This window comes from Streptococcus sp. P25B114 (assembly GCF_053010325.1).
Genome location: NZ_JBRKNW010000001.1, coordinates 177567 through 203023, shown reverse-complemented (window position 1 = coordinate 203023; position 25457 = coordinate 177567). Strand labels below are relative to the sequence as shown.

Here is a 25457-nt window from a genome sequence, read left to right as displayed (position 1 = left end):
ACTCGCTTACTGATTCTGATACTGACTCAGAGACTGATTCTGAAATTGACTCTGATACTGATTCAGAGATGGATTCAGAGATGGACTCAGAGACTGATTCTGATACTGATTCACTTACTGACTCAGAGACTGACTCAGAGACTGATTCGCTTACTGATTCTGAGATTGACTCAGACACTGATTCGCTGACTGATTCAGAAATTGACTCTGATACTGACTCAGAGACTGATTCTGAGATAGATTCGGATACTGACTCTGATACTGACTCTGATACTGACTCAGAAACTGATTCTGAAATTGACTCAGAGACTGACTCAGAAATTGACTCGCTTACTGATTCTGAGATTGACTCAGACACTGATTCTGAGATTGACTCACTTACAGACTCAGAGATGGATTCTGATACTGATTCAGAGACTGATTCTGAGATGGACTCACTTACAGACTCTGAAATGGATTCTGATACTGACTCTGAGATGGACTCAGATACGGATTCTGATACTGACTCAGAGACTGATTCGCTTACTGATTCTGAGATTGATTCAGAGACTGATTCTGAGATTGACTCAGATACGGATTCAGAGATTGACTCAGAGACTGATTCTGATACTGATTCTGAAATTGACTCAGAGACTGATTCGCTTACTGATTCGCTTACTGACTCGGATATTGATTCTGATACTGACTCAGAGATTGACTCTGATACCGATTCAGAAATTGATTCTGATACTGACTCAGACACTGATTCTGAGATTGATTCTGAGACTGACTCTGAGACTGATTCAGAGATTGATTCTGATACTGACTCAGACACTGATTCTGAGATTGATTCTGAGACTGACTCAGACACTGATTCTGAGATTGACTCAGACACTGATTCTGAGATTGACTCAGAGACTGATTCTGAGATTGACTCAGACACTGACTCAGACACTGATTCTGAGATTGACTCAGACACTGACTCAGACACTGATTCAGAAATTGACTCAGACACTGATTCAGAAATTGACTCAGACACTGATTCAGAAATTGACTCAGAGACTGACTCAGAGATTGATTCTGATACTGATTCTGAGATTGATTCAGAAACTGACTCAGAGATTGATTCTGAAACGGATTCAGATACTGACTCGGATACTGATTCAGAAATGGATTCTGAGACTGACTCAGATACTGATTCTGAGATTGATTCTGATACTGACTCGGAAACGGATTCAGAGACTGACTCAGAGATTGATTCTGAGACTGATTCAGAGACTGACTCGCTTACTGATTCAGAAATTGATTCTGAGACTGACTCTGATACTGACTCAGAGATTGATTCTGAAACGGATTCTGATAATGACTCAGAAACTGATTCAGAAATTGATTCTGAGACTGACTCAGAAACTGATTCAGAAATTGATTCTGAGATGGACTCACTTACAGACTCTGAAATGGATTCTGATACTGACTCTGAGATGGACTCTGAGATTGACTCAGAGATTGATTCTGAGACTGATTCAGAAATTGACTCGGATACGGATTCTGAGATTGATTCTGAGACTGACTCTGAGACTGATTCAGAAATTGACTCTGATACTGATTCTGAGATTGATTCTGAGATGGACTCAGAAACTGATTCTGAGACTGATTCTGAGATTGACTCAGAGATTGACTCTGATACTGATTCTGAGATTGATTCTGAGACGGACTCTGAGACTGACTCAGATACGGATTCTGAGACTGACTCTGAGACTGATTCTGAGACTGACTCGGAAACGGATTCTGATACTGATTCTGATACTGATTCTGAGATGGATTCTGATACTGATTCAGAGACTGACTCTGAGATGGATTCTGATACTGATTCTGAGATGGATTCTGATACTGACTCTGATACTGATTCTGAAATCGACTCAGAGATGGATTCAGACACTGACTCGGAAATTGACTCAGAAACTGACTCGGATACTGATTCTGAGATAGATTCTGAGACGGATTCTGAAATGGACTCAGATAGTGATTCGCTTACTGATTCGGATACTGATTCAGAAATTGACTCTGATAATGATTCTGAGATGGACTCAGAAACTGATTCTGAGATGGACTCAGAGATGGATTCTGATAATGACTCAGAGACTGATTCTGAAATGGACTCAGATACTGATTCGCTTACTGATTCTGAGATTGATTCTGAGATGGACTCTGAGACTGATTCTGATACTGACTCAGAAATTGACTCAGAGACTGATTCTGAGACTGATTCAGAGATTGATTCTGAGACTGACTCAGAAATTGACTCTGATACTGACTCAGAAACTGATTCTGAGATTGATTCTGATACTGATTCGCTTACTGACTCTGAAATTGACTCTGAGACTGATTCGCTTACTGATTCTGAGATTGACTCTGAGACTGATTCAGAAATTGACTCTGAGACTGATTCAGAGATTGACTCTGATACTGATTCAGAAATTGACTCGGATACTGACTCAGAGATTGATTCTGAGACTGACTCAGAGATGGACTCTGAGACTGATTCTGATAATGACTCAGAAATTGACTCTGAGACTGATTCGCTTACTGATTCAGAGATGGACTCTGAAACTGATTCGGAGACTGACTCTGAAAGTGACTCTGATACAGATTCTGAGACTGATTCACTGACAGAGTTCGATAACGATTCTGACGTCGAAATAGACTCTGAGATGGATTCCGACACTGACTCTGAGACGGATTCTCTAACAGATTCAGAAATCGAATTTGAAAGTGATTCTGAATTTGATGTTGATTCAGAGTTTGAAACTGATTCTGAATTCGACGTTGATTCAGAGTTTGATGTTGATTCAGAGTTTGATGTTGATTCTGATTCAGACAAGGACAATGAGTTTGAGTTTGAAAGTGATTCCGACTCAGAAGTGTCAACTGTGTACCAGTGAGTAGTTGCGTTAAAGGTAGCTGTACTAAAACCGTTACCAAGAGCAATCGTAGTCCCCTTTGAATTACTAGCTCCTGGAGTTGGGTTATACTCTGGATGTGCCGATTTCAAAATTGGTTGAGGAAGTATTGCAGATGCATAATTAGTCTCAGCTGAACCGCTAAATGCAATTCGAATTAAAATTGCATCATCTTCATATACTACAACAAAGGCATCATTTCCTGTAAGACCTGCTTCTGCATTGGCTTTTATTTGAGCAGCCTCTGTTTCATCAATGAGGAAGCTAGTTGGAACAATCAAACTAGTATTATCCGCTCCTGGAGCCATAACCTCGGTCTCCATTATTTTGATAAATCCTGTAGTATCTGCTGAGTTATAATCAACAGTACCCGTATAGGTTGGATCTTTAATCCACACAGATTTTATTACGTCACCATTTTCACTAACAATTTCTGCTAAACGTTTTATATAGTTACCTGGTATCGCACCATTGTTATAAACAGTTCCAGGTGTATAAAGCCTTGTTGCAGTACTGCTTCCTGTTGTACTTGAGTAGTCGTAACCGACAAAGTCACGCTTAGCTGATGGTGTTGCCATTTGTCCACCAATACCTTTGATGGTGTAAGTGGCAATTGTTTTTCCATCAGTTGTCTTATAGTAAGTTGTATATTCTTGGTAAGTTGGTACCAAGGTATTTGTTAGTGTACCACCGTTGTATTGTAATTGAAGCTCACCAGAAGTTGTACTTGATGAAGTACTATCACCGTAAGTAATTGTTAACGGCAAGTTGTTAGCACCTTCATAACTTTGGAAGTAAGTGAATGTTGCAGTCTCACCCTTATCCAAAGTGTGGCTTTCAACCACAGTATTTGTTGTCTTATTAACTAACTCAATATAAGTTGTTGTGGTTGTTGTATCGTAGTCTAAAGAATAACGGAAATAGTAGTTATCTTTGACAGTTTGATCTGTCAGCTGATCACCGAACCAGTTGAATTTTGAATAGTTAAAGGTGAAACGTTCCGCATCTGAAGACGGTGTAAAGATTGTGTTATTTGTTGGATCCGAAATTGCAGCACCGTTAGCATTATCCATTGATGGTGATGCTGTTGAAAGCGTATCAACTAAGATACCATATCCTTCACCAACTTTGGTCACGGTTGCTGTCGTTGAAGTATTAAGAGCAAAAGTAATGATGCCATCTTCATCATTTTCCAACAACAAAAGACCAATTGCTTGATTGCTTGTTTGCAAACTGCTGATAATGGTAGCAAGGTCAGCCGCAGTCGCATCCGCATCTCCTAAGATGGTTTGAGCCAACAGCAGCTGATCACGACTGGTTCCAATTGCAGTTAGCAAGGCTTGGCTTGGTGCAGTTTGGTTACTTGCGATTTGTACTAAAACCTCTGCTTCCGAAACAACTTGCTCTAAAGTTTGCTTTTCTTCTTCTACAGTTGTAGCGTCAGTTTCACTCGCACTGGTTTCTGAACCTGTATCACTTGCTGCTGATTCGCTTGTGCTGGTTTCAGAGCTTGTCGAACTTGATAGCGTAGTCGATGCTGATTCAGATTCCGAATGTGAAACAGAAGTTGATTCTGAAACAGAGAGCGACTCTGAAGCCGACTGACTTTCTGAGTTCGATACGGACTCTGATGAACTGAGTGATTCGGATTCAGAAATCGAAGTCGATTCCGATGCTGAGGTTGACTCAGATTGACTCGCTGATTCGGAAATCGATGTTGATTCCGAGGAGCTTACTGAAATTGAATCTGAATCGACAACTGTCGTCAACACGACAGTATCTGCTTCTGCCAAGGTTGATGTACTTGTCTCTGATGTCGCGACAACTTCAGAAGCCATAACGGTTTCAACCGCGACATTCCCCCCCACAACAGCTCCCGCTGCTGCTAAACCGCGCAACAATTGGCTTGCGGTCATTGAACGTTTTACAGTGGCAAGATTGACCTCGGCTGGACTTGCCGAAGACTTGCATCCAATACGCATCAAACCGATTTGCGACATGACTGTTCTCACCCAGTGCTTACCGGATTTATGCATTTTTACACGACTTTTTCGAGATACTTCGGTAAAGTCATCTTTTCTTTGCATTTTCATTCAAAGAAATCCTCCTGATGTTGCTTTATTATTTAGCGCCCTAAAAATGTACCAATCAGCAATAGTCCGCTAAATAATCAATCCATTTTACCAATAAGTGATACTAATGTCAATAATTTTACTTAAATGAAAACGCATTTTTTTTATTATTTTCGAGCTTAATATATTGTTAAAAAATAGTTTTCAAAATAGATTTCTTTCGTATATTTTCCTTATTTTTCACTTTTATATCAATAAAATAATGAACCCAGTTGATTACAACTGGGTTCATGATTATTCTTGCTCTTCTTTTTGTTTTTTCTTTTTGAGTAGTCCAAATAACAGCATTCCTCCGAGCAAGGAGAGGGATTGCTGGATAGAGTTGGATAGTGACTCGGAGACGGACTCAAAGACAGATTCCTATACGGAGAGACTCAAACTCTCTGTCATAGGCTGGTAATGAAAAGAAAAGATAAGATTACTCTCACCTTTTCCATTTTTCTAAAATTGAAATCTTTTGCATACATTTTTGATAGTCTTGCATCTGACCAGTTTTCAAATAATAATCCTTGTGTAGATTCAATCGCCATCTATACGCCATTAATTCCGGCGCAATATCAAAACCAATTAATGACAAAACTGTAATTCGTTCTTCAATACTTTTTAGAGGAAAGACAGAAGAGATTTCGACCGTTTTAGTAACACTTGTTTGTCTTTTTCGATGGTAATATAAACTCATATTTGAAAAGACAATGCGATCAGCATTCAGATAAATTTTCCAGGTTGTATAGTCGTCCTCAACTTTTTCATCTTCTGGATAAACAATGCCTTCCAATAGGGAGGATTTATAGAGTTTGCACCACGGAACTGTAAAGCATTGACTAATCGCAAATCGGCCTTCATACTCTTTTTTAAACCATTCTTGCGGACTATAAACCTGTCTAAAGTAATCTTGAGCTTGTAAATGGAAAGCAAATGAACTCGTCTCTTCCATAAATTGTGTAAAGTTAACCACAGCAATATCTGCATCCGTCTCGTTCAACGACTGATAGAGATATTCAATGTGATTCGGTTCCAACCAATCATCATTATCAACAAAGAGAATATAGTGTCCACTCACCAATTGTAAGGCTGTGTTTCTGGCTGCACCTACTCCGCCCCCACCCAGAGGCTTATTCACCAGTTTAACTCGACTATCTTTTTGTCGGTACTGCTCACAAACGCTAGCACTTCCATCCGTTGAACCATCATTCACCAATACTATTTCAAGATTTTGATAGGTTTGATTTATAATACTATCCAAACACTGTTTCAAATAAATACCCGCATTAAACACAGGAACGATAACCGATACTTTTTCCATCCTACTTAAACTTTCTAAATTGATCGTATAATTCTAACTTCACCCTTATCGTTCGATACAATTCTATCTGTCCTGCATAGAGGGCATCGGCTTTACATTTTTCTAAGCGAGCAACATACGAAGCGATCTGAGCTTTTGGATTGTACCCCATCGTCACTAGCAGAGCAATACGCTCCTCGGCATTACTAATCATGGTCATAATATCCTGCAACATAGCAGATCGAGATAGTCCTTCCGGCCGTTGAGAATAGTAATAAGGACCTTCATTGGTGAAATGAATCTGGTTAGCTTTCAAATACAACTTATAAATCGTTGCATCATCTTCTCTAAGACGCCCTACCGGATAGCGAATATCCCCAAACAAGGACCTTTTAAATAGTTTCAAAGGAGAGAAGGTGAAAGCTAGATGCATATTGTTCTTCATATCTCCTTCTAGATCCAACCACTCCTGGACAGAATAGACTGTTTGGAAGTAATTTCCTTCGTTATGGTAAAAAAGGAAAGACTGCCGTTCCTCGTTGAAAGAGGTGAAATTTGTGGCAGCAATATCCGATCCTGACTCTATCGCTCCATCATACAGATGTTTTAGATAGAAATCTTCCACAAAATCATCCGAGTCAACAAAGGTAATATATTCCCCATTTGCATTATCGATTCCCTTGTTTCGAGCAGCAGATACTCCTGCGTTTTCCTGATGAATAACTCGGATCCGCTCATCTTTTTTGGCATATTCTTCCAAAACGAAGGCACTTCCGTCTGTCGAACCATCATTAATTAAAATCAATTCAAAATGAGGATAGGTTTGTTTCAATAAGGAATCAATACAACGTTTTAAGTATGGCTTCACATTATAAACAGGGACAATAATACTAATCAAAGTAAATTCTGATTGCATTTTATGCTCTTCTTTCACCGAAACCTCCTGTAGAGTTTGCGGCGCAACACCCACCCAAGCCTTTACGGAAAGAAGGTAGTCCGCATCATCTGTAAACTGAATATCTGTATCAAAATTATGCTCAGCAGTGTGCTTGTGGTCAAGTTTCACCTTGGAAGTCGCTTTCATTTGGAACCATTCATACTCAGAATCGATGTGTCCCAAGTCAATAGCCTGATAACCCCTCTGCATCAAATCAACTCCCAAGACCTTGGCTGTTGGCCCCAACATCAGAAGGACCAGCTTATCATCTGCATGCTCTAGAATCGCTTCTAAAATGTCATCGTATTTAGCAAAAGCATTCTTTGATGGACAAACGATTCGAGAAACAGATTCTGCTCCAGCAAACAGATCATTACCAACTCCTGATCGACTGGTCTCACCTTCGACAATCAAAATATCTCGACCCCGCCATAAGTCCTTAATGGCTGCAAAATAGGCTGCCGCAGGTTCCTTATCCACCAAGTCAATATAGGGACGTGAAATGAAGGTTGAACCGTACCAATCAGATTGACACTCGTGGGCATAAAATTGACCATAGCGCTCAAAATGACTCTTCCAAAATTGTTGAGCATTTGAATTATACCGTTCCAATCCTTGAAAGACATCTGGCAAACACACCACTAATTCCGGAGAACTTGGAATGGTCAAAATAGCTTTTAAGGCTGCCGCTAATTCTGAATCATATGGCTGATAGGGGATACTAGACCCCTGAATCACATCAATTTCTCCATCTCCAAATCTCACAACAGAGGATTGGTGTTCTTTGATATAAGCAAGGCTATCTAAAATCGGCAAAACACGAATTTCTTCTAATTTTCTCATCCTTCTCCCCCATCACATATGGCACTAAAGACAGCATCGATCAATAATTTTTTCGTAAAATAGCCTTGTCGAACCAAGGGATTAAAGGCCCTTACTCTAGCCACAAATCCCTGATAGTCAGCTGGTGTCATAGCTTGAATTTTTTCAGCCGCTTCATCCAGACTGTCTACAACCAAACCAAGTCCATTCGCCTCGATGATTTCCTGATTGGCAATTCCTCTCTGAACAATCACAGGGATTCCTGCTGCTACAAAAGCACCTAATTTATACGGACAATAGAGGGTTTGATACCCCTTGTCATGATCATCCATCCAGACCAAGCCAAATCCGCCCTGCGACATTTCTAACAAGAGCTGTTCATCTGGGCGATAAGGCAGGCGTTTCACCATGGTTGGCAACTCCACCTCTTGGCGACAATAAAGATGAACCTGAACAGGATAGTTCCAGCTTTTCATGAAACTAAAACGCTCTGGTGAGCCCGGAAAGTGAATTAAGGGCTTGTAATAAGCTGGTAATTGCGGAGCATTGGTCGGATGATCCCACATCCCCTGAACTAGTGTCTTTTTCACAGTCAAACCATGTTCACGCAAGACATCAATCATCTTTTGACTCGGAGCCACAATGACATCTGCTAGATTATAATAGGCAATGGTCCGGTCCATCAAGTAGTAATTCCCCGCAAACATTAAAGGAACAACATCGTGGATAAAAATCACAATTTTGATTTGATAGGCCTTCAACTTTGCCATCAAGCGCTCATCAAAATTCGTTGTATTCCAAGTCGGCGTTTGGAAGATGACAACATCTCCATGCCGCAAGCCAGCCACAATCCCATCCAAGCGTTTACTGAGTTCAGACGGACTATCTGCCTCCATATTATAAGCATAAACCCCCAGTTCACGATAGCCAAGCCCAATCGCAATATCTGTCACCATATTTTGTCCAAGCTGCGCCGTTGAAGATGCTGCTTGACCGTTTAAATTTGTAATATAGACTCTCATTTAGTTGTTTCCGTATTTATCTATCATCCGCTTGCGGAATTCCAGGTTCTTATAAGCTACTACATCCCCATTACGCAGTTTGCTATCCCGATTTATCTGCGAACGCCATTTGTAGGCGGCAATTTCCCGTGACAAATCAAAACCAAGCAAACCCAGCACCTCAAGGCGTTCTGCCACTGGCTCCGTTGAAAATATTGTCGCCTGATCGGCTGTCTGGGTCATCGACCCCGCATTGACACGATAAATCAGACTAGAGCGATGCATATAGGCGATTCGATTCGCTGCCAAATATGTTTTCCAAGTTGTCCGATCGTCCTCCCCAAAACCATCTGTCGGATAGAGGATGTATTCAAACAGAGACTTTTTATACATTTTGCACCAAGGTACTGTGAAACAGAGGGAAATATTGTGGCCAACACCATATTGGAAAGCAAACCACTCTTCTGGGCTATAAACAGCCTCGTAATAATCATCTGTCCCAATGTGTAAATTGAACTGCCCAGTCTCCTCGTAATACTGAGTAAAGTTGGAAATGGCTATATCACTTCCTGTACGAGTAAGTAGTTCATGCAAATCAGAAATATGATTGGGATCTATCCAATCATCTGCATCTACAAAGACGATATACTCTCCTGTCGCCACTTCAAGCGATGTATTACGTGCAGCACCTAGGCCCTCATTCTTCCTCTTGTGAACCACTCGAACCCGTGAATCTTGCTTACGCAACTGCTCGCACAAGAGAGCTGACCCATCTGTCGAACCATCATTGATCAATAAGATCTCTAGATTTTTATAATCCTGTGCAATAATACTTTCGACACACTGACGAAGATGTTTTTCCCCATTGTAAACAGGTACAATTACACTCACTTTTTCCACTTATATGCCTCATTCCCTCTTTATATATTACCATTATCATAGCATGCCTAGACTAGAAATGCAAAAATAGTCTGTTATTTTTCTATAAACAAAAAGGGGATTTTCCCCTTTTTTAACGATAGATTCCATAATACTGGTGAGCTGACCATAGCCCCGTCACCATAGCTTGAACCAACTCTGGATCCATCAAAAAATCTGTAACTGCCTGCCCATTGAGGTATCCAGCTTCGCTCTTAAAACCTGTGAAGGCTTGGCAGCGTTCCTCTAGTTCCTTCCGAATGTCCAGATACTTTTGTGGATTGAGCAACGGCTGGTTCACATTACAAGCTCCTGCCAAAAACTCCTCAACCGTCATATGGTTGGCCAACTCACGCAAACCAGCAAAACGCCCTTCTTCAAACCCTTGTTCCTGAATATTCAAAACGGGAGTTCCAAGTGCCAAACATGGCAAGGTTCCATGCAAACGAGTGGTGACGACAAAACGTGCTGATTGATAAAGATAGAGGTAGTACTGAGCCACTTTCATCCGTTGAGAAGGTCTCATGTACTGGTGGTTGATATCCGCACTCATCCGAATAACAGGATAGATGGAATCCCTTGCCAACTTATCATAAACAGCATTGGGCAAATCAATGGCAAGCACAATATCTTGCTTTTTCACCTCTGGTTCTGGTTGAATGGTTAATGTCAAGCAACCAGACCAGTACGAGTCTACACCGATCGATTCAAGGAAGTCTTTGGTCGCTCCACTCCTAGCACCAACTGGACCATATTTTTTGAAAAATGCTCTATTTTCTTCTGTAGAAAATTGCTCTTGCACCGGTTCATCGATAAACATCGATATCAATAAAGGATCGATTTTTTCATTTTTTAATGGAAAATGTTCCGGTCGATGGGAATACCAGCCATTCATGATAAGCTTGATTGATTCCTCACCATCATACTGGAACTCATTTAAATAATCCCTGTTCACATAGTAATCTATCTGTGGTAAAAAACGACTCGTCGCTACCGACTGAATCTCATCTCCAATATTACCAGTGGTATACGAAAAAAGGGCATATTTGGTCATGACATCTCCTACTTTCTTATTTGGTTCTAGTATAGCACAATATAGCAGGAATGCGAAGCTCGTAGCTTAGATTGTTCGAGCTTGACCTACCCCATTATTGATTTTAAAGACATACTTATGCCCCTGAGTCAGACTATGATAAAAACCATCTCCCTCATAGACTTGGAAAATCTGCATGGTCTTGCGACTTTCCTCATCCTTGTAAACATGTTGGACATAGGGATTATCCGCAAAAACCTTCTCCAAGAGTTCTTGACTAGCCGGATGTGCCTTCCCTTCTATACGAATGACCTGAATCAAGTAGTCTTCTTCTGACAGGGCGGTTAGCGCCACACGCTCATCCCCCATCAGTTGCTGATAGAAATGCGTTTCCGAACCTGTCATAAAGAAAATACCATCTTCATTGGCAGCTGTGATATGGATAGGCCGCGCATGAGGATTGCCATCTGCATCGACCGTCGCAAAAATCCCTAGCTTCATGCCTTCCAAAATTTCCATGACATCTTTGACTTCCATAAGTAGCCTCCTAGACTTACATTCTACCTAAATTATAGCAAATTCCATGGGGAAAGTTAAGGTTAACATACAAAAAACCTTCCGAATATTTCCCATCCCTCTAGCCCTGACGCCCTCTCTTTAGCTGAGTTGTCTTTACATAGTCCCTAAACTGCCAAAGGCATAAAATGACCAACAACCTTTCCTACTATCTTAGGCTTGTCTTCATAGAAAGCAAACTTATCCGGATGGTCTGGATTGATGGACACGAGACGAAAACCTTCCTCCTCCCGATACACACGCTTGATATAGGTATGACCAAACCAGACAATGGCATAGATACCGCCGTCATAATCAAAACCAGTCTCCTTGATAAGCGCCACCTCGCCTGATTGGAACATGGGCTCCATGGAATTACCCTTAATCCAAGTCGCCACGTCATGGTCCATCTCACTATCAAAATAGACTGTTTCCGTCTCAAACTCATCCTCTAGGACCTCTCCAGGACCCGCAGACAGCAAAATATTGGTCCGAACCTGATAGGCCACAAACTGTAGAGACTGGTGCTGCTCCTCCAACAAACGCTGTGAGTAACGCTTCACCTTACCTTGATGACCACTAGTCAACTGATAGTAGACAGACAAGAGCTCAAAATCTGCATCAAAATATCCCATTTCCACCAAAAATGTTTCTTCCAATGCTCGCAAATGTTTGGTATTGGGAACTGTCGTCTCCGATTCCCACTTAGAAATCGTCACCTTCCCAACACCAACCAGCTTCCCTAGATTTTCCTGCGTCATCTCATTGACCAAACGAATCGCTCGCAAACGCTCCCCTGAAAACATCCTTCACCTCCGCGAGTTTCTTTATAAAGTAACTATATTGTACAAAATATTCTGTTTTCTGACAAGTTTTTTTCTATTTCTTTCCACTATTTATAAATAGAATCTCTAGTTCAAACTTATTCATTAAATAAAAACCATATACAAAGCATGATTTACCAAGTTTTCTCTTTAATATATAAAAAAGAGAAGACCAAAATGGTCTTCCCAGTGGCACGTTTTCATTTGTTCATTACAGTTTTTGGTGATTCACATTTTCACAGAATTTAGTACCAACCAATCAGCTGGTGAAGCCATTCCTCAAAAGCAGGAAAGAGATTCATGGCGAGCAATGTCAAAAACATGATGACTATCAGAATCAGGAGTACAAGGTATTTCTTCTTCACTGGCTTCTCCTATTTCAACCAGGCAGATTGAACTTCCTCATCAGAAATGGTTTCCGAGATAAAGCTGCCGTTGCTGGTGCGTTCAGACAGGCTGAGCTGGGTCACATCAACCTCATAGAGTTTGCCCGTTTTGGACTGCACATGAAGCACTTGACTAGTTGTTTCATCTTCATTTGCTGTGCTAAAGAGGTCAAAATCACCCTGATCCGTCAAAACAGGCCCTGCCGCAAAGACACGATGAGGCTTAGCCTTGAGCTCTCGCAGAACCTGCAAACCACGCTTGGCACGACTGGTCACAGGGATTTCCTCCGTCGCCATCCGCTTCAAACTACCACGCTGAGTCAGAAGATAGACGGAGCTGGTGTTGCTGATAAAGGCCGCAGCCACCACATCCTCATCCTTGAGGTTGACCGCCCTGACACCGGCTGCCTTGGCACCGATGATCGGCACTTCTTCGATGTTAAATCGCAGAGCGTAGCCCTTTTCTGTGATGAGCATAATGTCGTCCAAGACCACAGGTGATACGGTAATGACCACATCTACTGCATCTTTTAGTTTGGCATACTTGGTTGACTTGGACTTGTAAGTCCGCCATGGTGCGAACTCCTTCCGCTCCACACGCTTGATTTGACCGTATTTGGTCACCGCGAAATAAGTTCCCTCATCAAAATTCTCCACCAATTCAGCAAAGATAATCTCTTCATTAGTGTCAAAATTCATGAGAGTCTGGCTCAGATGTTCACCAATATCCTTCCAACGAATATCTGTCAACTCATGGACAGGTCGGTAGATGACATTTCCAAGGTTGGTAAAGAGCAAGAGGTTCTGGGTTGTCTTGGCACTCTGCAAGAAAATCAGCTGATCGTCATCCCGCTTGCCGACTTCTTCCACCGTTGAAGCACCGAAAGAACGCGGACTTGTCCGTTTGATGTAACCTGCCTTGGTTACGCTGACAAAGGTTTCTTCCTCGACAATCAAGCTGGCGGTATCAATTTCAATCGCTTCTGCCTGATCTTGTAACTCACTCAAACGAGGATTGCCGAACTGCTTCTTGACCTCACGCAGTTCTTTCTTCATGAGATTGAACATGGTCCGCTCATCGCCGATAATGGCTGCCAAGGTCTGAATCTGCTCGCGTAGGGCTGCCTCTTCGTTTTCCATGGTCACAATATCGGTATTGGTCAAGCGGTAGAGTTGCAAGGTTACGATAGCCTCAGCCTGTTCCTCACTAAAATCATAGCTAATTTTCAAGTTTTCCTTGGCGTCAGCCTTGTTTTCAGAAGCACGGATAAGGGCAATAACCTCGTCCAAGATGGAAATGACACGAATCAAACCTTCTACGATATGGAGGCGTTTTTCTGCCTTTTCCTTGTCAAACTTAGACCGGGCAATGATAATCTCACGACGGTGGGCGATGTAGCTGGACAAAATCTTCTGCAAGCCGACCTGACGCGGTGTGAAATTGTCAATGGCCACCATGTTGAAGTTGTAATTGATTTGCAGGTCTGTGTATTTGTAAAGGTAGTTGAGAATGGTTTGCTCATCGCTGTCTTTTTTCAGCTCAATGGCAATCCGCAGACCTGTACGGTCTGACTCATCACGTACCTCGGCAATACCTGGCACCTTGTTATTAACACGGACATCATCAATCTTCTTAACCAGAACAGCCTTGTTGACCTCATAAGGAATTTCAGTGATGACAATCTGTTTCTTACCAGCCTTGAGTTGTTCAATTTCACAACGGCTACGGACAACGACACGACCCTTACCAGTTTCATAGGCTTTCTTGATTTCATCCTTACCCTGAATAATAGCTCCCGTTGGAAAATCTGGCCCAGGTAAGAATTCCATGAGTTTTTCCACCTTGGCGGAGGGATGGTCAATCATGTAAACCACAGCATCAATAACTTCAGCTAAATTATGCGGCGGAATATCCGTTGCGTAACCAGCAGAAATCCCAGTCGCCCCATTGACCAAAAGGTTTGGAAAGGCAGCTGGCAAGACGGTCGGCTCTTTTTCCGTGTCATCAAAGTTCCAAGCCCAGGGCACGGTATTCTTATCAATGTCTTGGAGCAAATAACCAGCTATCTCTGATAACCTTGCCTCAGTATAACGCATGGCAGCGGCTGGATCACCGTCCATGGAACCGTTGTTCCCGTGCATTTCAATCAGGGTCTCGCGGTTCTTCCAATCCTGAGACATGCGGACCATGGCGTCGTAGATGGAGATGTCGCCGTGAGGGTGAAAGTTACCCATGACGTTACCGACAGATTTTGCAGACTTCCGGAAGCCCTTTTCAAAGGTATTGCCATCCTTATTCATAGAATAAAGAATCCGACGTTGCACAGGCTTTAGACCGTCACGAATGTCCGGCAGAGCCCGCTCCTGAATAATGTATTTGGAGTAGCGACCAAAACGCTCTCCCATGATGTCCTCAAGGGACATGTTTTGAATGTTAGACATAAATTAAGATACAAAGCCCGTAAAAGACAAAGTCAAAATAGGAAATCGGCAGAAAATCCTGATTTTCTAGACGATTTATCTTTTTGACACAGTCTTTAGGGCATGTTCAGTTGTTTCTAACAACCGAACCTTCCTTTCTTCACTTTGTTTGCATAAGAGAAAAATATAATTTGACTTACTCCACAAACTTCCTTTTATACTTGATATGACTGGCAATATTGCCTTCTACATCCTTTTCATCCCACAGTTGCAGTTCCCATGGGTAATAGAAATTGCTCTTATTTTTGAAATAGATATGAATGCCAATATAGCCGTCCTTATCTCGCAGGTACCAGTTTTTCAGACCATATTTTTCCTGCCAGTCATCCAGATGCTCCATAATCTCCGCGATTTCCTCAGAAGTCAAAATCATACGAGCACCGAAAATATCATTGAGAATGGAGTTAACAGGATAGCCCTCATTTCTCTCCTTAAAACGCTCAATCTTATCCAAAATGGATTCCGATGTTTTGACACGATAAAAATAGGTAATGTCCTTCACATCAGCACGCATCAAATAGTCATTGATAGCCTCGTGTAAGTTGAGCCGATAGGTCAGAATAGGCTGGGTAGGCACCTTGGCAAATGTATGCTTGAGATTGATTTTCTCAACTTTTCCTGTTTCAAAATAATCTTTGGAAAACTCTCTGTCAATTCTATTGATTTCAGCAATAAATCGCTCAACTTTTTCTAACAATTTCTGCTCCTTTTGTCATAGCAGAGCTACTCTTCCATCTTCCGCTGACTTGCCTGCCAGTTTCTGAAATCATCCACATCTGACTTAACTAATTTGAGGCAGGCATTAAGGACAAAGGCATCATCCAACAAACCTGGTCCGAATAGGAAATCAGGCAGAGCATCGAGTGGGCTGAAAAAGTAAATTAAGGCACCAATTGTAGCCAAAATAGCTCCTTTTGGTAAGGTTGTATATTCTCGCTTAACATAGCTTCTAACCATGGAAATCATTCCTGGAATGGCTGAAAACTTGTCCCCACCAAATGGTAGTCGCGCCAATTTCTTCTCGATATCTTGTAGAAAATGTTCCAATTTCCCTTGATCAGACAACAAGGCCTCTGCCCGTTCTCTAGTCTTGGACGATTTCCAAGTTTCAAGCGCCTGGTCAAACTTTTCCTCTAATTCCTGTTTGTTTTTAAATGGCTTACGCTTTCGAGCCCATTCAGTCAGCTGTTTTTGAAAACGGTCAGTTAATTTTACTCTTAGTGGCATAAAACACCTCACATAGTTTGCTTGTGCTAGACTTACAAATCCTCTGTCCGATAGAGGTTGTATCCTTCATAGTAATAGGAATGGTCGATACCTTTAAAATAGGTTGCTTGCCCAAGATCGTCAGTCAAAGCGTGTAACAACAAATATTTGAGTTCGCCTGTTGACACATGGCTTCTAACCATGGCATTGAAATACTCATCTTTATCAATGCTATTCCAATCAACTACCTTGCCCAACCTATCCCGTAGCATACAATCCAACCAGATACGCATACTGCGACCATTTCCTTCACGGAATGGGTGTGCAATGTTCATATCTGCATACTTGTCAATAATCTCATCAAAGGTTTCATGTGGTAGCTTGTCAATATAAGCCAATGACTGCTCCAGAAAAATACGAGGGGCAAATTGAAAGTTATCCTTGGCAATGTTTACATCACGAATTTTACCTGCAAAGTCGTAAATATCCTCAAATAAAGCCTGATGAATTTGTGCCAAACCTGCAAAGGTTCCAACTTCTATCTGGAACAATTGCCCAGTTTCGAACAGTTGAGCTGCTTTTTTCTTGCTGATTTGTTCTTCAAGACGGGCTAATTCAGCCGAATTTTCAATCCCCAATTTATTTTCTAAAACCATACTGCACCTCAACTTCCCTGAGATTATTTAGTAAAAGCTGTCGCCTCTTCCAATGTAAACTTAACATTGTCCTCAATCCACTTGCGGCGTGGCTCGACCTTGTCGCCCATAAGGACAGATACACGGCGTTCAGCACGGGCTAAATCTTCAATGGTGACACGGATAAGGGTACGAGTTTCAGGGTTCATAGTCGTTTCCCAGAGCTGATCGGCATTCATCTCACCAAGACCCTTGTAGCGTTGGAGGATAAAGCCCTTGCCAAAATCCTTGCGGAGATCTTCTAATTCTCCGTCAGACCAGGCGTAGGCAATCTTTTCTGTCTTGCCCTTACCTTTTGACATCTTATAAAGTGGCGGAAGGGCGATGTAAACCCGACCTGCTTCTACCAATGGTCGCATATAGCGATAGAAGAAAGTCAGCAAGAGGGTCTGAATGTGAGCACCGTCCGTATCCGCATCGGTCATGATAATAATCTTGTCATAGTTGACATCTTCAATAGTAAAATCTGAGCCAACACCTGCACCAATGGTGTAAATCATGGTGTTGATTTCTTCATTTTTGAGGATGTCCGCCATTTTAGCCTTAGCTGTGTTGATCACCTTACCACGCAAAGGTAGAATGGCTTGGAACTTGCGGTCACGGCCCTGTTTGGCAGAGCCTCCGGCTGAATCTCCCTCGACCAGATAAAGTTCGTTTTTGGCTGGATTTTTGGACTGGGCTGGGGTTAATTTTCCTGATAGGAGGCCCTTGTCCTTCTTATTTTTCTTGCCATTTCGGCTTTCATCACGGGCTTTACGGGCGGCCTCGCGCGCATCGCGGGCCTTAATAGCCTTGCGAACCAAATTTGAAGCCAGTTCACCATTTTCCAAGAGGAAATACGTCAACTTTTCTGAGACAATTCCGTCTACAACTGGACGAGCCAGCGGGCTCCCCAGCTTATCCTTTGTCTGACCTTCAAACTGCAAGTGTTCTTCTGGAACAAGGATAGAAAGGACTGCAGACAAACCTTCACGGTAGTCAGAGCCTTCCAAGTTCTTGTCCTTTTCCTTGAGCAAGTTGGTCTTACGAGCATAGTCGTTCATGGCCTTGGTAATGGCTAGTTTGAGACCTGTTTCGTGGGTACCGCCATCCTTAGTCCGAACGTTGTTAACGAAGGAGAGGATGTTGTCTGAATAGCCGTCGTTGTACTGCATGGCCACTTGGACTTGGAAACCAGCATCTTCTCCTTCAAAATAGAGGACAGGTGTCAGAGTTTCCTTGTCTTCGTTGAGGTAGGATACAAAGTCCTGCACGCCATTTTCATAGTGATACTCTTCCTGCTCACCCGTCCGCTCATCTGTCAAGGTCATAGTGACTTGTTTGAGCAAGAAGGCTGATTCTTTCAGGCGTTCGGCAATGGTGTTGAACTTGAAATCAGTCGTTGAGAAGATGGTATCATCAGGCATAAAGGTTACTTTTGTACCTGTTTTTGATTTTGGAGCGGTACCAAACTTCTCTAGGGTCGTAACTGGCTTGCCACCCTGCTCAAACCGTTGCTTGTAAACAGCACCATCACGGGTAATCTCAACTTCCAACCAGCTGGACAGGGCATTGACCACCGAAGAACCAACCCCGTGGAGACCACCTGAAGTCTTGTAGCCACCTTGACCGAACTTACCACCTGCGTGGAGAACGGTGAAGATGACTTCGACGGTTGGCTTGCCTGTAGCGTGCATACCGACTGGCATCCCACGTCCACGGTCAGACACAGACAAGCTGCCGTCCTTGTTAATGGTCACGTCAATCCGATCACCGAAACCTGAAAGAGCCTCATCGACAGCATTATCGACAATCTCCCAGACCATGTGGTGCAAGCCGTTTCCGTCTGTAGAGCCGATATACATCCCCGGACGTTTGCGAACCGCATCCAACCCTTCCAGCACCTGAATGGCATCGTCGTTATAATTATTTATGTTTATCTCTTTCTTAGCCAAATCTGACCTCCATACATATCGTCTTTACTATCTTACAAGTTTTTAAGCATTTTTGCAAAAAATTTCTGCTATTTCGGCTGGAACAGGGCAAACTTGACTATTTGATGAAAAAGCCGGACAACTATGCTATAATCTAAGTATGTTACAGACAATTTTACTTCTAATATTAGCTTATTTACTGGGCTCGATTCCGTCAGGTCTCTGGATTGGACAAGCCTTTTTCAACATCAACATCCGAGAACATGGTTCGGGCAATACTGGGACGACCAATACCTTCCGTATCCTGGGTAAGAAAGCTGGAATGGCGGTCTTTGCCATCGACTTTCTCAAAGGTACCCTAGCGGCCCTCCTGCCTGTTTTCTTTCATGTAAATAGCCCTTCACCTATCCTATTTGGCTTGATAGCTGTTCTGGGACATACCTTCCCGATTTTTGCCAATTTCAAGGGAGGTAAGGCTGTGGCCACATCGGCTGGCATGTTGCTGGGTGTTGCGCCCCTCTTCTGCCTCTATCTGGTCTTTATTTTCGCGACCTCTCTCTACCTGACCTCCATGGTTTCCTTTTCAAGTGTCTTGGCAGCAGCCCTGGCCATGCTTGGAGCTCTGATTTTCCCAGCCCTTGGTTTCTTGGTCAATAGCTATGACTGGTTGTTCACCGTGATTATCCTATTTCTGGGTAGCTTTGTCATTATCCGACACAAGGACAATATCCAACGCATTTTGAAACAGGAAGAAAATCTCGTTCCCTTTGGATTAAATATAACAAAGCAAAAGAAGAAATAATTTCAAGCGCCGAGAGGCGTTTTTTATATCATGAAAGAGAAAGAAAGCAGCTTTTTTGTAAAATTCAAAACCTTAAAACTGCTAACTTTGATAAAAAATATGCAAAAAGAAGGAGCCAACCAGCTCCTTCAAAACACTTATTTTTCAAATACAACCTGTCCATCCGCAATGGTATAACGAACTTGGCCCTTGAGCCAATCACCGACAAAGGGAGAATTGGCGGATTTAGAGGCAAAGGTTGCTGATACTTGACGATTGACTGTAGGATCAAAAATCACTAGGTCGGCCGGTCCATTTTCAGCCAGATAACCTGCATCCAAGCCATAAAGTTTAGCAGGATTGATGGTCATTTTCTCCAATAATTCTTGGAGTGTCAGATACCCTTCTTCCACCAAATGCGTCAAACCAAGTGATAAAGAGGTCTCCAGTCCAGTCATGCCAGACGGCGCCTGCGTCAAGTCCTCTACATTTTTTTCATCCGCATGATGAGGTGCATGATCGGTCGCAATAACTGAAATGACGCCTGATTTTAGCCCTTCTATGACTGCCAAACGGTCGCGTTCCAAACGAAGAGGTGGGTTCATCTTGGCATTTGCCCCCTTGGTCAACAACAAATCTTCTGTCCGAGAAAAATGCTGGGGAGCTACTTCTGCGGTCACACGCGCACCCATACCTTGTGCAAATTCGACCACCTTGACAGACTCAGCTTTGGACAGATGCTGGATATGAACACGGGCACCCGTTTCATAGGCAATCATGACGTCACGAGCAATCATGCTGTATTCAGCCACACCAGTTGCGCCACAGACGTGAAAATACTTGGCAGCGACTTGCTCGTTCAAACCTAGAATACCATTCAAATCTGGATCTTCTTCGTGGAGGCTTAGCAGGCAATCCAATTTCTTAGCCTCCTGCATAGCTTTTCGCACCACACCAGCATTTGTCAATGGAATGCCGTCATCAGAAAGAGCTACAGCACCCGCAGCTAGGAGCCCGTCAAAATCCGTCAAATCTTGGCCATTAAATTGATTGGTAATGGTTCCCACACTGTAAATATGGATGTTTTCCTTGCTGGCCGATTGCAGAACCTCATTCAAGGTGTCCACTGTCGAAATGGTCGGATTGGTATTAGCCATCATGACAACCGAGGTAAAACCACCCGCTGCTGCCGCCAGAGCCCCTGTATGAATATCTTCCTTGTGGGTCTGACCAGGCTCACGGAAATGAACATGGACATCCACCAGGCCAGGCGCAACAACCAAGCCACTAGCATCAAGCACCTGCTCCGCATCTACCTCAATCTGCTCAGCAATCTTGATGATTTTCTTGTTTTCTATCAAAATATCAGCGACTGCGTCCAGTCCAGACCCCGGGTCTATGACACGACCATTCTTAATTAACAGCATGATAACTCCTTTTAAATGCTACTGTTTAGCCACAGCTTCAACCAATTGCTCCACTTCTTGAGCACTGATCTGGTCATCTACTTCTAAGTAAAGTTCCTTAGCTCGTTCAAAATAGCTGCGCTCTTTGGTGATTTCTCCCAAGACACGATTGGCACTAGCTTCTATATAGGGAAACTCAATACAAGTAGCCTCCTGGAGAACTTTTCGCATCTCTTGCTCTGCCAACTCCATATCTCCCATTAGAAAATGCAAATAGGCTTGCTCATAAGTATTACCAACAAGTTGAGACTCATTGTCTTCAAATAGTAAAGATGCTTCCTCTTCAAGAAACTCCAAAGCTTGCTGATAATTGCCTGCTTCTCGCTCTACATCTGCCACCTGGCGCAAGGCCACTGGCTGCAATTCTCTCAGAAAAAATTCCTCAGCCTGGCTATGTTCTCGCGCCAAAACAAGATTAGCCTGAGCCAACTCTTTTGCCAAGTCCATTTCCTTCTCGGCAATCGCCAAATAAATCCGTTGATTTCGTAACCAAAAATGGCCTGAAATATGGGCATCATCCAGCCTTGCAACTCCTTCTTCATAAAGCTGGTGAGCTAAGCTAAAGTTCTTTTCATCCAAAGCCTCAAAGAATGATATATCTCTTTCAAAATCGGTCATTTTCATTCCTTCAATTAACTTCATCTTCGCCAATCAATCTCTTCCTTCCCATTCTGTTTCAAAAAGGCATTAGCCTGTGAAAAAGGCTTACTCCCAAAGAAACCTCGGTAGGCTGAAAGCGGACTTGGATGGGCCGACTCGATAATCAAATGTTTGGGATTGTTTATAAGAACCTTCTTCTTCCGGGCATAGACTCCCCAAAGAATGTAGACAACTGGTTGGTCCAGACTATTGACCACCTTGATTACCGCATCCGTAAAGGGCTCCCAAATTTGTCCAGCATGTCCATTGGCCTGACCGGCCGGCACCGTCAAACAAGCATTGAGTAAGAGAACGCCCTGTTCAGCCCAGCTGGTTAAATCATGACCTTGTTTGACACCGACATCTTCAGCCAACTCTTTTAGGATATTTTGGAGAGATGGCGGAGCTGGAATGCTATCTGGGACTGAAAAGGATAGCCCTTGTGCTTGTCCAGGTCCGTGATAGGGATCCTGACCCAAAATGACCACTTTTACATTTTCTAAAGCCGTCTTTTCCAAGGCTGCAAATACCTTTTCCCTGGGTGGGTAAACAGTTCCGGAAGAATAGACCTGGTCCAAAAACTGATTGATGTTGCCAAAATAATGCTCCGGCAACAAGGCCTTTATCCGATCATGCCAAGCAGAATGCTCCATGCTGACTACCTCTTACTTCTTCTCTTTGATGATATAAACCGGTCGATGTTTGGTTTCCAAGAAAACCTTGGCCAAATACTTACCTAAAATACCAATGGTCATCAACTGCAAGCCACCTAGAAAGAGGATGATACAGATAGTTGACGGCCAACCGATTGTCGGATCCCCGAAGACCAGAGTCTTAAAGACAACGACAACCATCAAAACCAAGGACAGGAGGAAGGTGAAGAAACCAGTATAGGATGCAATATTCAGCGGCGTATCTGAAAAATTGATTATCCCTTCAATCGAGTAGGAAAGCAACTTCCAGAAGGACCAGCTGGTTTCACCAGCCACCCGCTCAACATTTTCATAAGGCAGGTATTCTGTCTCAAAACCAACCCAGGCAAAAATTCCTTTTGAAAAACGATTGTACTCTGAAACAGACAGGATAGCATCTACCATGTGTCGGCGCATGAGACGGAAATCGCGGGCCCCGTCCACCACTTCTACCTGGCTAATCTTGTTCATCAGCTTGTAGAAAAGCTTTGCAAAGAAGCTCCGAATAGGCGGCTCACCATTACGGCTGATACGACGGGTGCCAACACAGTCCAGTTCTGGATTAGCATCCAAGATGGCCTTCATCTGGGTGAGCATTTCTGGTGGATCCTGCAAATCCACATCCATGACGGTCACCAATTCACCCTGCGCAGCCTGCAGGCCGGCATAAAGAGCGGCCTCCTTGCCAAAATTTCGGGAAAAGGAAATGTAGCGGACACCATTGCCCTCAGCAGCCAACTGCCGAAGAACCTTGAGCGTCCCATCCTTGGACCCATCATTGACAAAAATATACTCAAATTGCTCCCTCATCTTCCGACGGACCACTTCCATGGCGTCGTAAAAATAGGGAATCGCCTCTTCCTCATTGAAACAAGGAACGATTACTGAAATCATACACTTCTCCTCATACGGTCAATTGTTTTCTCAACATTATACCATTTTCGGGGCCATGTTCCCAGAAATCAGGCGATTTTGCTGTGAAAACTAGTCCTCCAACCAAGTTTCAGGATTCTGGCGGAATTTTTTCAAGAGAGTCAAGCCATCCGCATTGATGTAGCCCTGCACTTTTGCGACTTTTATAAGTTCAGAATAATTGCTGAGCGTCACCAGTTTGACACCAGTGTTGTCAAAATTCCGGTCTGCCACAGGCAATTGGTAGGTGAAAATGGCTGCCACACCAAGTACCTCTGCTCCTTCACGTTGAGCCGCTGCAACTGCATCCAAGACAGAACCACCTGTCGAAATCAGATCCTCGATGATAACCATTTTCTGCCCCTTGACAATGCGACCTTCCAGTTGATTACCAGCCCCGTGCTCTTTTGGTTTGCTACGGATGTAAGCAAATGGCAGATTCATGCGGTCTGCAATAATTGCTCCGTGCGGAATGCCAGCCGTCGCCGTACCTGCAATCACTTCTACTTCTGGAAACTCCTCTTCAATTCGTTGAACAAAACCATCCTCAATCAGGTTGCGGGTATCCGGATAAGAAAGCGTGATACGATTATCCGTATAAATAGGTGACTTGATGCCAGACGCCCAAGTAAAAGGCTTTTCTGGTCGCAAATGAACCGCCTTGATGTCCAACAAATGTGATGCAATTTCTGTTGCTAGTGCCATGATAATTCTCCTTTAGATTAGTAATATTGTTTATTTAGATATTCCATTCTTCTTTGATAGCCAGGTATGCTTCATAAGGATTGGCCGCCTGCGTGATGGGACGCCCGACCACGATATAGTCACTGCCAATGCTGGCCGCCTGTGCTGGAGTAACAACCCGTTTTTGATCACCCACTTCGCTACCAGCTGGTCGAATTCCTGGTGTCAGACAGGCAAAGGCCGCACCAGTGGCCTGCTTGATCAAATCGACCTCCTGAGCCGAGCAAACGACACCGTCCAGTTCTGCTTCCTGAGCCTTTTTGGCGTAGTGGACCACTGCATCCACCAGGCTAGTCTGGATATTCTGATCCGCCTGCATCTGCTCTTCCGAAGTCGAGGTCAGCTGGGTCACAGCGATCAAGATTGGTCCAGGTCCCAGTCCCTTTCTAGCCGATTGCATCATCTCTACTCCCCCGGCTGCATGAACATTGGTCATATCAACTCCCAGCTTTGCCAACACCGACATAGCCGATTGGACCGTATTGGGAATATCATGAAGTTTCAGGTCTAGGAAAATGCTGTGCCCGCGGTCTTTCAGGTCTTTGATAATAGCCGGACCTTCCGCATAGTAGAGCTCCATTCCAACCTTGAGATAGAGTTTTTCCTGACTTGGGAAATGAGTCAAAAAATCAACGACTTCTTGACTACTTGCGAAATCCAAGGCAATAATGGGGCGTTTTTCTTTCATAGTATCCTTTCTGTACACAGAAAAACCCTGCCTACTCTGGACAGGGTTCACGAAATGAGCTTAGAAATTCGACTTCTAAGATGCTTACCATGATACCTTTCCAGCCTCTCTGGACTCAGTTAAAGGTTCTATTTGACTCTATACTACTATTTTATTTGATTTCTGTCAATAGTTTTGAGAATTTCTGCTACAAATAAGGGCAAAAGATGAACTTAAGGATAGGAAGCGAGCTTGTTTTGGAGAGCGAAATTTGATTGTGAGGCACAAACTGGATCACAAAAATGAAAACACTCATGAAACAATCACAAGTCAACAATAGACTACCATATTTTTGATTTACAGCTTGAAAGCAAGAAAAGCAACCAGATTTACTGATTGCTCGCAAAGTATTAAATTAGAGTGCTACGCTCA

General features: G+C 43.1%; 20 protein-coding genes and 1 pseudogene. 2 read left to right on the top strand and 19 right to left on the bottom strand.

Annotated elements, in window-relative coordinates:
* Positions 1-3929: 3929 nt before the first annotated feature.
* Complete coding sequence (locus ACVC7T_RS00930; protein WP_447262332.1) at positions 3930-4157, top strand: hypothetical protein; 228 nt, start codon at positions 3930-3932, stop codon at positions 4155-4157.
* A gap of 740 nt (positions 4158-4897) precedes the next feature.
* Here ACVC7T_RS00930 and ACVC7T_RS00925 read toward each other — a convergent pair.
* The 13 genes and pseudogenes from ACVC7T_RS00925 to parE form a co-directional block, all read right to left on the bottom strand.
* A pseudogene (locus ACVC7T_RS00925) lies at positions 4898-5026 on the bottom strand (KxYKxGKxW signal peptide domain-containing protein); the annotation flags it as partial.
* 469 nt (positions 5027-5495) lie between these two features.
* Entirely contained in the window at positions 5496-6374 is an 879-nt protein-coding gene (locus tag ACVC7T_RS00920) for a glycosyltransferase family 2 protein (protein ID WP_447262301.1), read from the bottom strand.
* 1 nt (position 6375) lies between these two features.
* Complete coding sequence (locus ACVC7T_RS00915) at positions 6376-8133, bottom strand: SP_1767 family glycosyltransferase (protein ID WP_447262300.1); 1758 nt, start codon at positions 8131-8133, stop codon at positions 6376-6378.
* Positions 8130-9134 (bottom strand): sugar transferase, encoded by a 1005-nt coding sequence (locus tag ACVC7T_RS00910; protein WP_172023025.1) that lies wholly within the window; start codon positions 9132-9134, stop codon positions 8130-8132. Before ACVC7T_RS00910 ends, ACVC7T_RS00915 begins: the two co-directional genes overlap by 4 nt.
* Complete coding sequence (locus ACVC7T_RS00905; protein ID WP_447262299.1) at positions 9135-10004, bottom strand: glycosyltransferase family 2 protein; 870 nt, start codon at positions 10002-10004, stop codon at positions 9135-9137.
* Positions 10005-10125: 121 nt separating this feature from the next.
* Positions 10126-11085, bottom strand: coding sequence for a polysaccharide pyruvyl transferase family protein (locus ACVC7T_RS00900; protein WP_447262298.1), 960 nt, complete (start codon positions 11083-11085; stop codon positions 10126-10128).
* Between the two features lie 66 nt (positions 11086-11151).
* Positions 11152-11601 carry a pyridoxamine 5'-phosphate oxidase family protein gene (locus ACVC7T_RS00895; RefSeq protein WP_105122846.1) on the bottom strand — a complete coding sequence of 150 codons (450 nt, stop codon included), beginning with the start codon at positions 11599-11601 and terminating at the stop codon, positions 11152-11154.
* A gap of 146 nt (positions 11602-11747) precedes the next feature.
* Entirely contained in the window at positions 11748-12425 is a 678-nt protein-coding gene (locus ACVC7T_RS00890; protein ID WP_447262297.1) for a LexA family transcriptional regulator, read from the bottom strand.
* A gap of 392 nt (positions 12426-12817) precedes the next feature.
* Entirely contained in the window at positions 12818-15271 is a 2454-nt protein-coding gene (gene parC, locus ACVC7T_RS00885; protein WP_447262296.1) for a DNA topoisomerase IV subunit A, read from the bottom strand.
* Positions 15272-15446: 175 nt separating this feature from the next.
* The gene (locus tag ACVC7T_RS00880; RefSeq protein WP_447262295.1) at positions 15447-16007 is read right to left on the bottom strand and encodes a GTP pyrophosphokinase; all 561 of its coding nucleotides are present in this window, start codon (positions 16005-16007) and stop codon (positions 15447-15449) included.
* 26 nt (positions 16008-16033) lie between these two features.
* A complete protein-coding gene (locus tag ACVC7T_RS00875; protein WP_447262294.1) occupies positions 16034-16537 on the bottom strand; it encodes a YkvA family protein in 504 nt (167 codons plus the stop codon).
* 32 nt (positions 16538-16569) lie between these two features.
* Complete coding sequence (fic, locus tag ACVC7T_RS00870; RefSeq protein WP_248054257.1) at positions 16570-17172, bottom strand: protein adenylyltransferase Fic; 603 nt, start codon at positions 17170-17172, stop codon at positions 16570-16572.
* A 23-nt stretch (positions 17173-17195) separates the two neighbouring features.
* On the bottom strand, positions 17196-19145 hold the full coding sequence (gene parE, locus ACVC7T_RS00865) for a DNA topoisomerase IV subunit B (protein ID WP_447262293.1): 1950 nt from the start codon (positions 19143-19145) through the stop codon (positions 17196-17198).
* A 139-nt stretch (positions 19146-19284) separates the two neighbouring features.
* Here parE and plsY point away from each other — a divergent pair, with 139 nt between their 5' ends.
* Positions 19285-19926 carry a glycerol-3-phosphate 1-O-acyltransferase PlsY gene (gene plsY, locus ACVC7T_RS00860; protein WP_105122842.1) on the top strand — a complete coding sequence of 214 codons (642 nt, stop codon included), beginning with the start codon at positions 19285-19287 and terminating at the stop codon, positions 19924-19926.
* A gap of 137 nt (positions 19927-20063) precedes the next feature.
* Here plsY and ACVC7T_RS00855 read toward each other — a convergent pair whose 3' ends face one another.
* The 6 genes from ACVC7T_RS00855 to pyrF form a co-directional block, all read right to left on the bottom strand.
* Positions 20064-21332, bottom strand: a complete 1269-nt coding sequence (locus ACVC7T_RS00855) for a dihydroorotase (RefSeq protein ID WP_447262292.1) — start codon at positions 21330-21332, stop codon at positions 20064-20066.
* An 18-nt stretch (positions 21333-21350) separates the two neighbouring features.
* Positions 21351-22013 (bottom strand): hypothetical protein, encoded by a 663-nt coding sequence (locus tag ACVC7T_RS00850; RefSeq protein WP_447262291.1) that lies wholly within the window; start codon positions 22011-22013, stop codon positions 21351-21353.
* A complete protein-coding gene (locus ACVC7T_RS00845; protein ID WP_105122839.1) occupies positions 22010-22663 on the bottom strand; it encodes a uracil-DNA glycosylase in 654 nt (217 codons plus the stop codon). The genes ACVC7T_RS00850 and ACVC7T_RS00845 overlap by 4 nt, the downstream gene beginning before the upstream one ends.
* Positions 22664-22675: 12 nt before the next feature.
* Positions 22676-23596 (bottom strand): glycosyltransferase family 2 protein, encoded by a 921-nt coding sequence (locus ACVC7T_RS00840; protein WP_105160240.1) that lies wholly within the window; start codon positions 23594-23596, stop codon positions 22676-22678.
* A gap of 90 nt (positions 23597-23686) precedes the next feature.
* A complete protein-coding gene (gene pyrE / locus ACVC7T_RS00835; protein ID WP_447262290.1) occupies positions 23687-24319 on the bottom strand; it encodes an orotate phosphoribosyltransferase in 633 nt (210 codons plus the stop codon).
* Between the two features lie 34 nt (positions 24320-24353).
* Positions 24354-25046, bottom strand: a complete 693-nt coding sequence (gene pyrF, locus ACVC7T_RS00830; protein WP_172062625.1) for an orotidine-5'-phosphate decarboxylase — start codon at positions 25044-25046, stop codon at positions 24354-24356.
* Positions 25047-25457 lie beyond the last annotated feature (411 nt).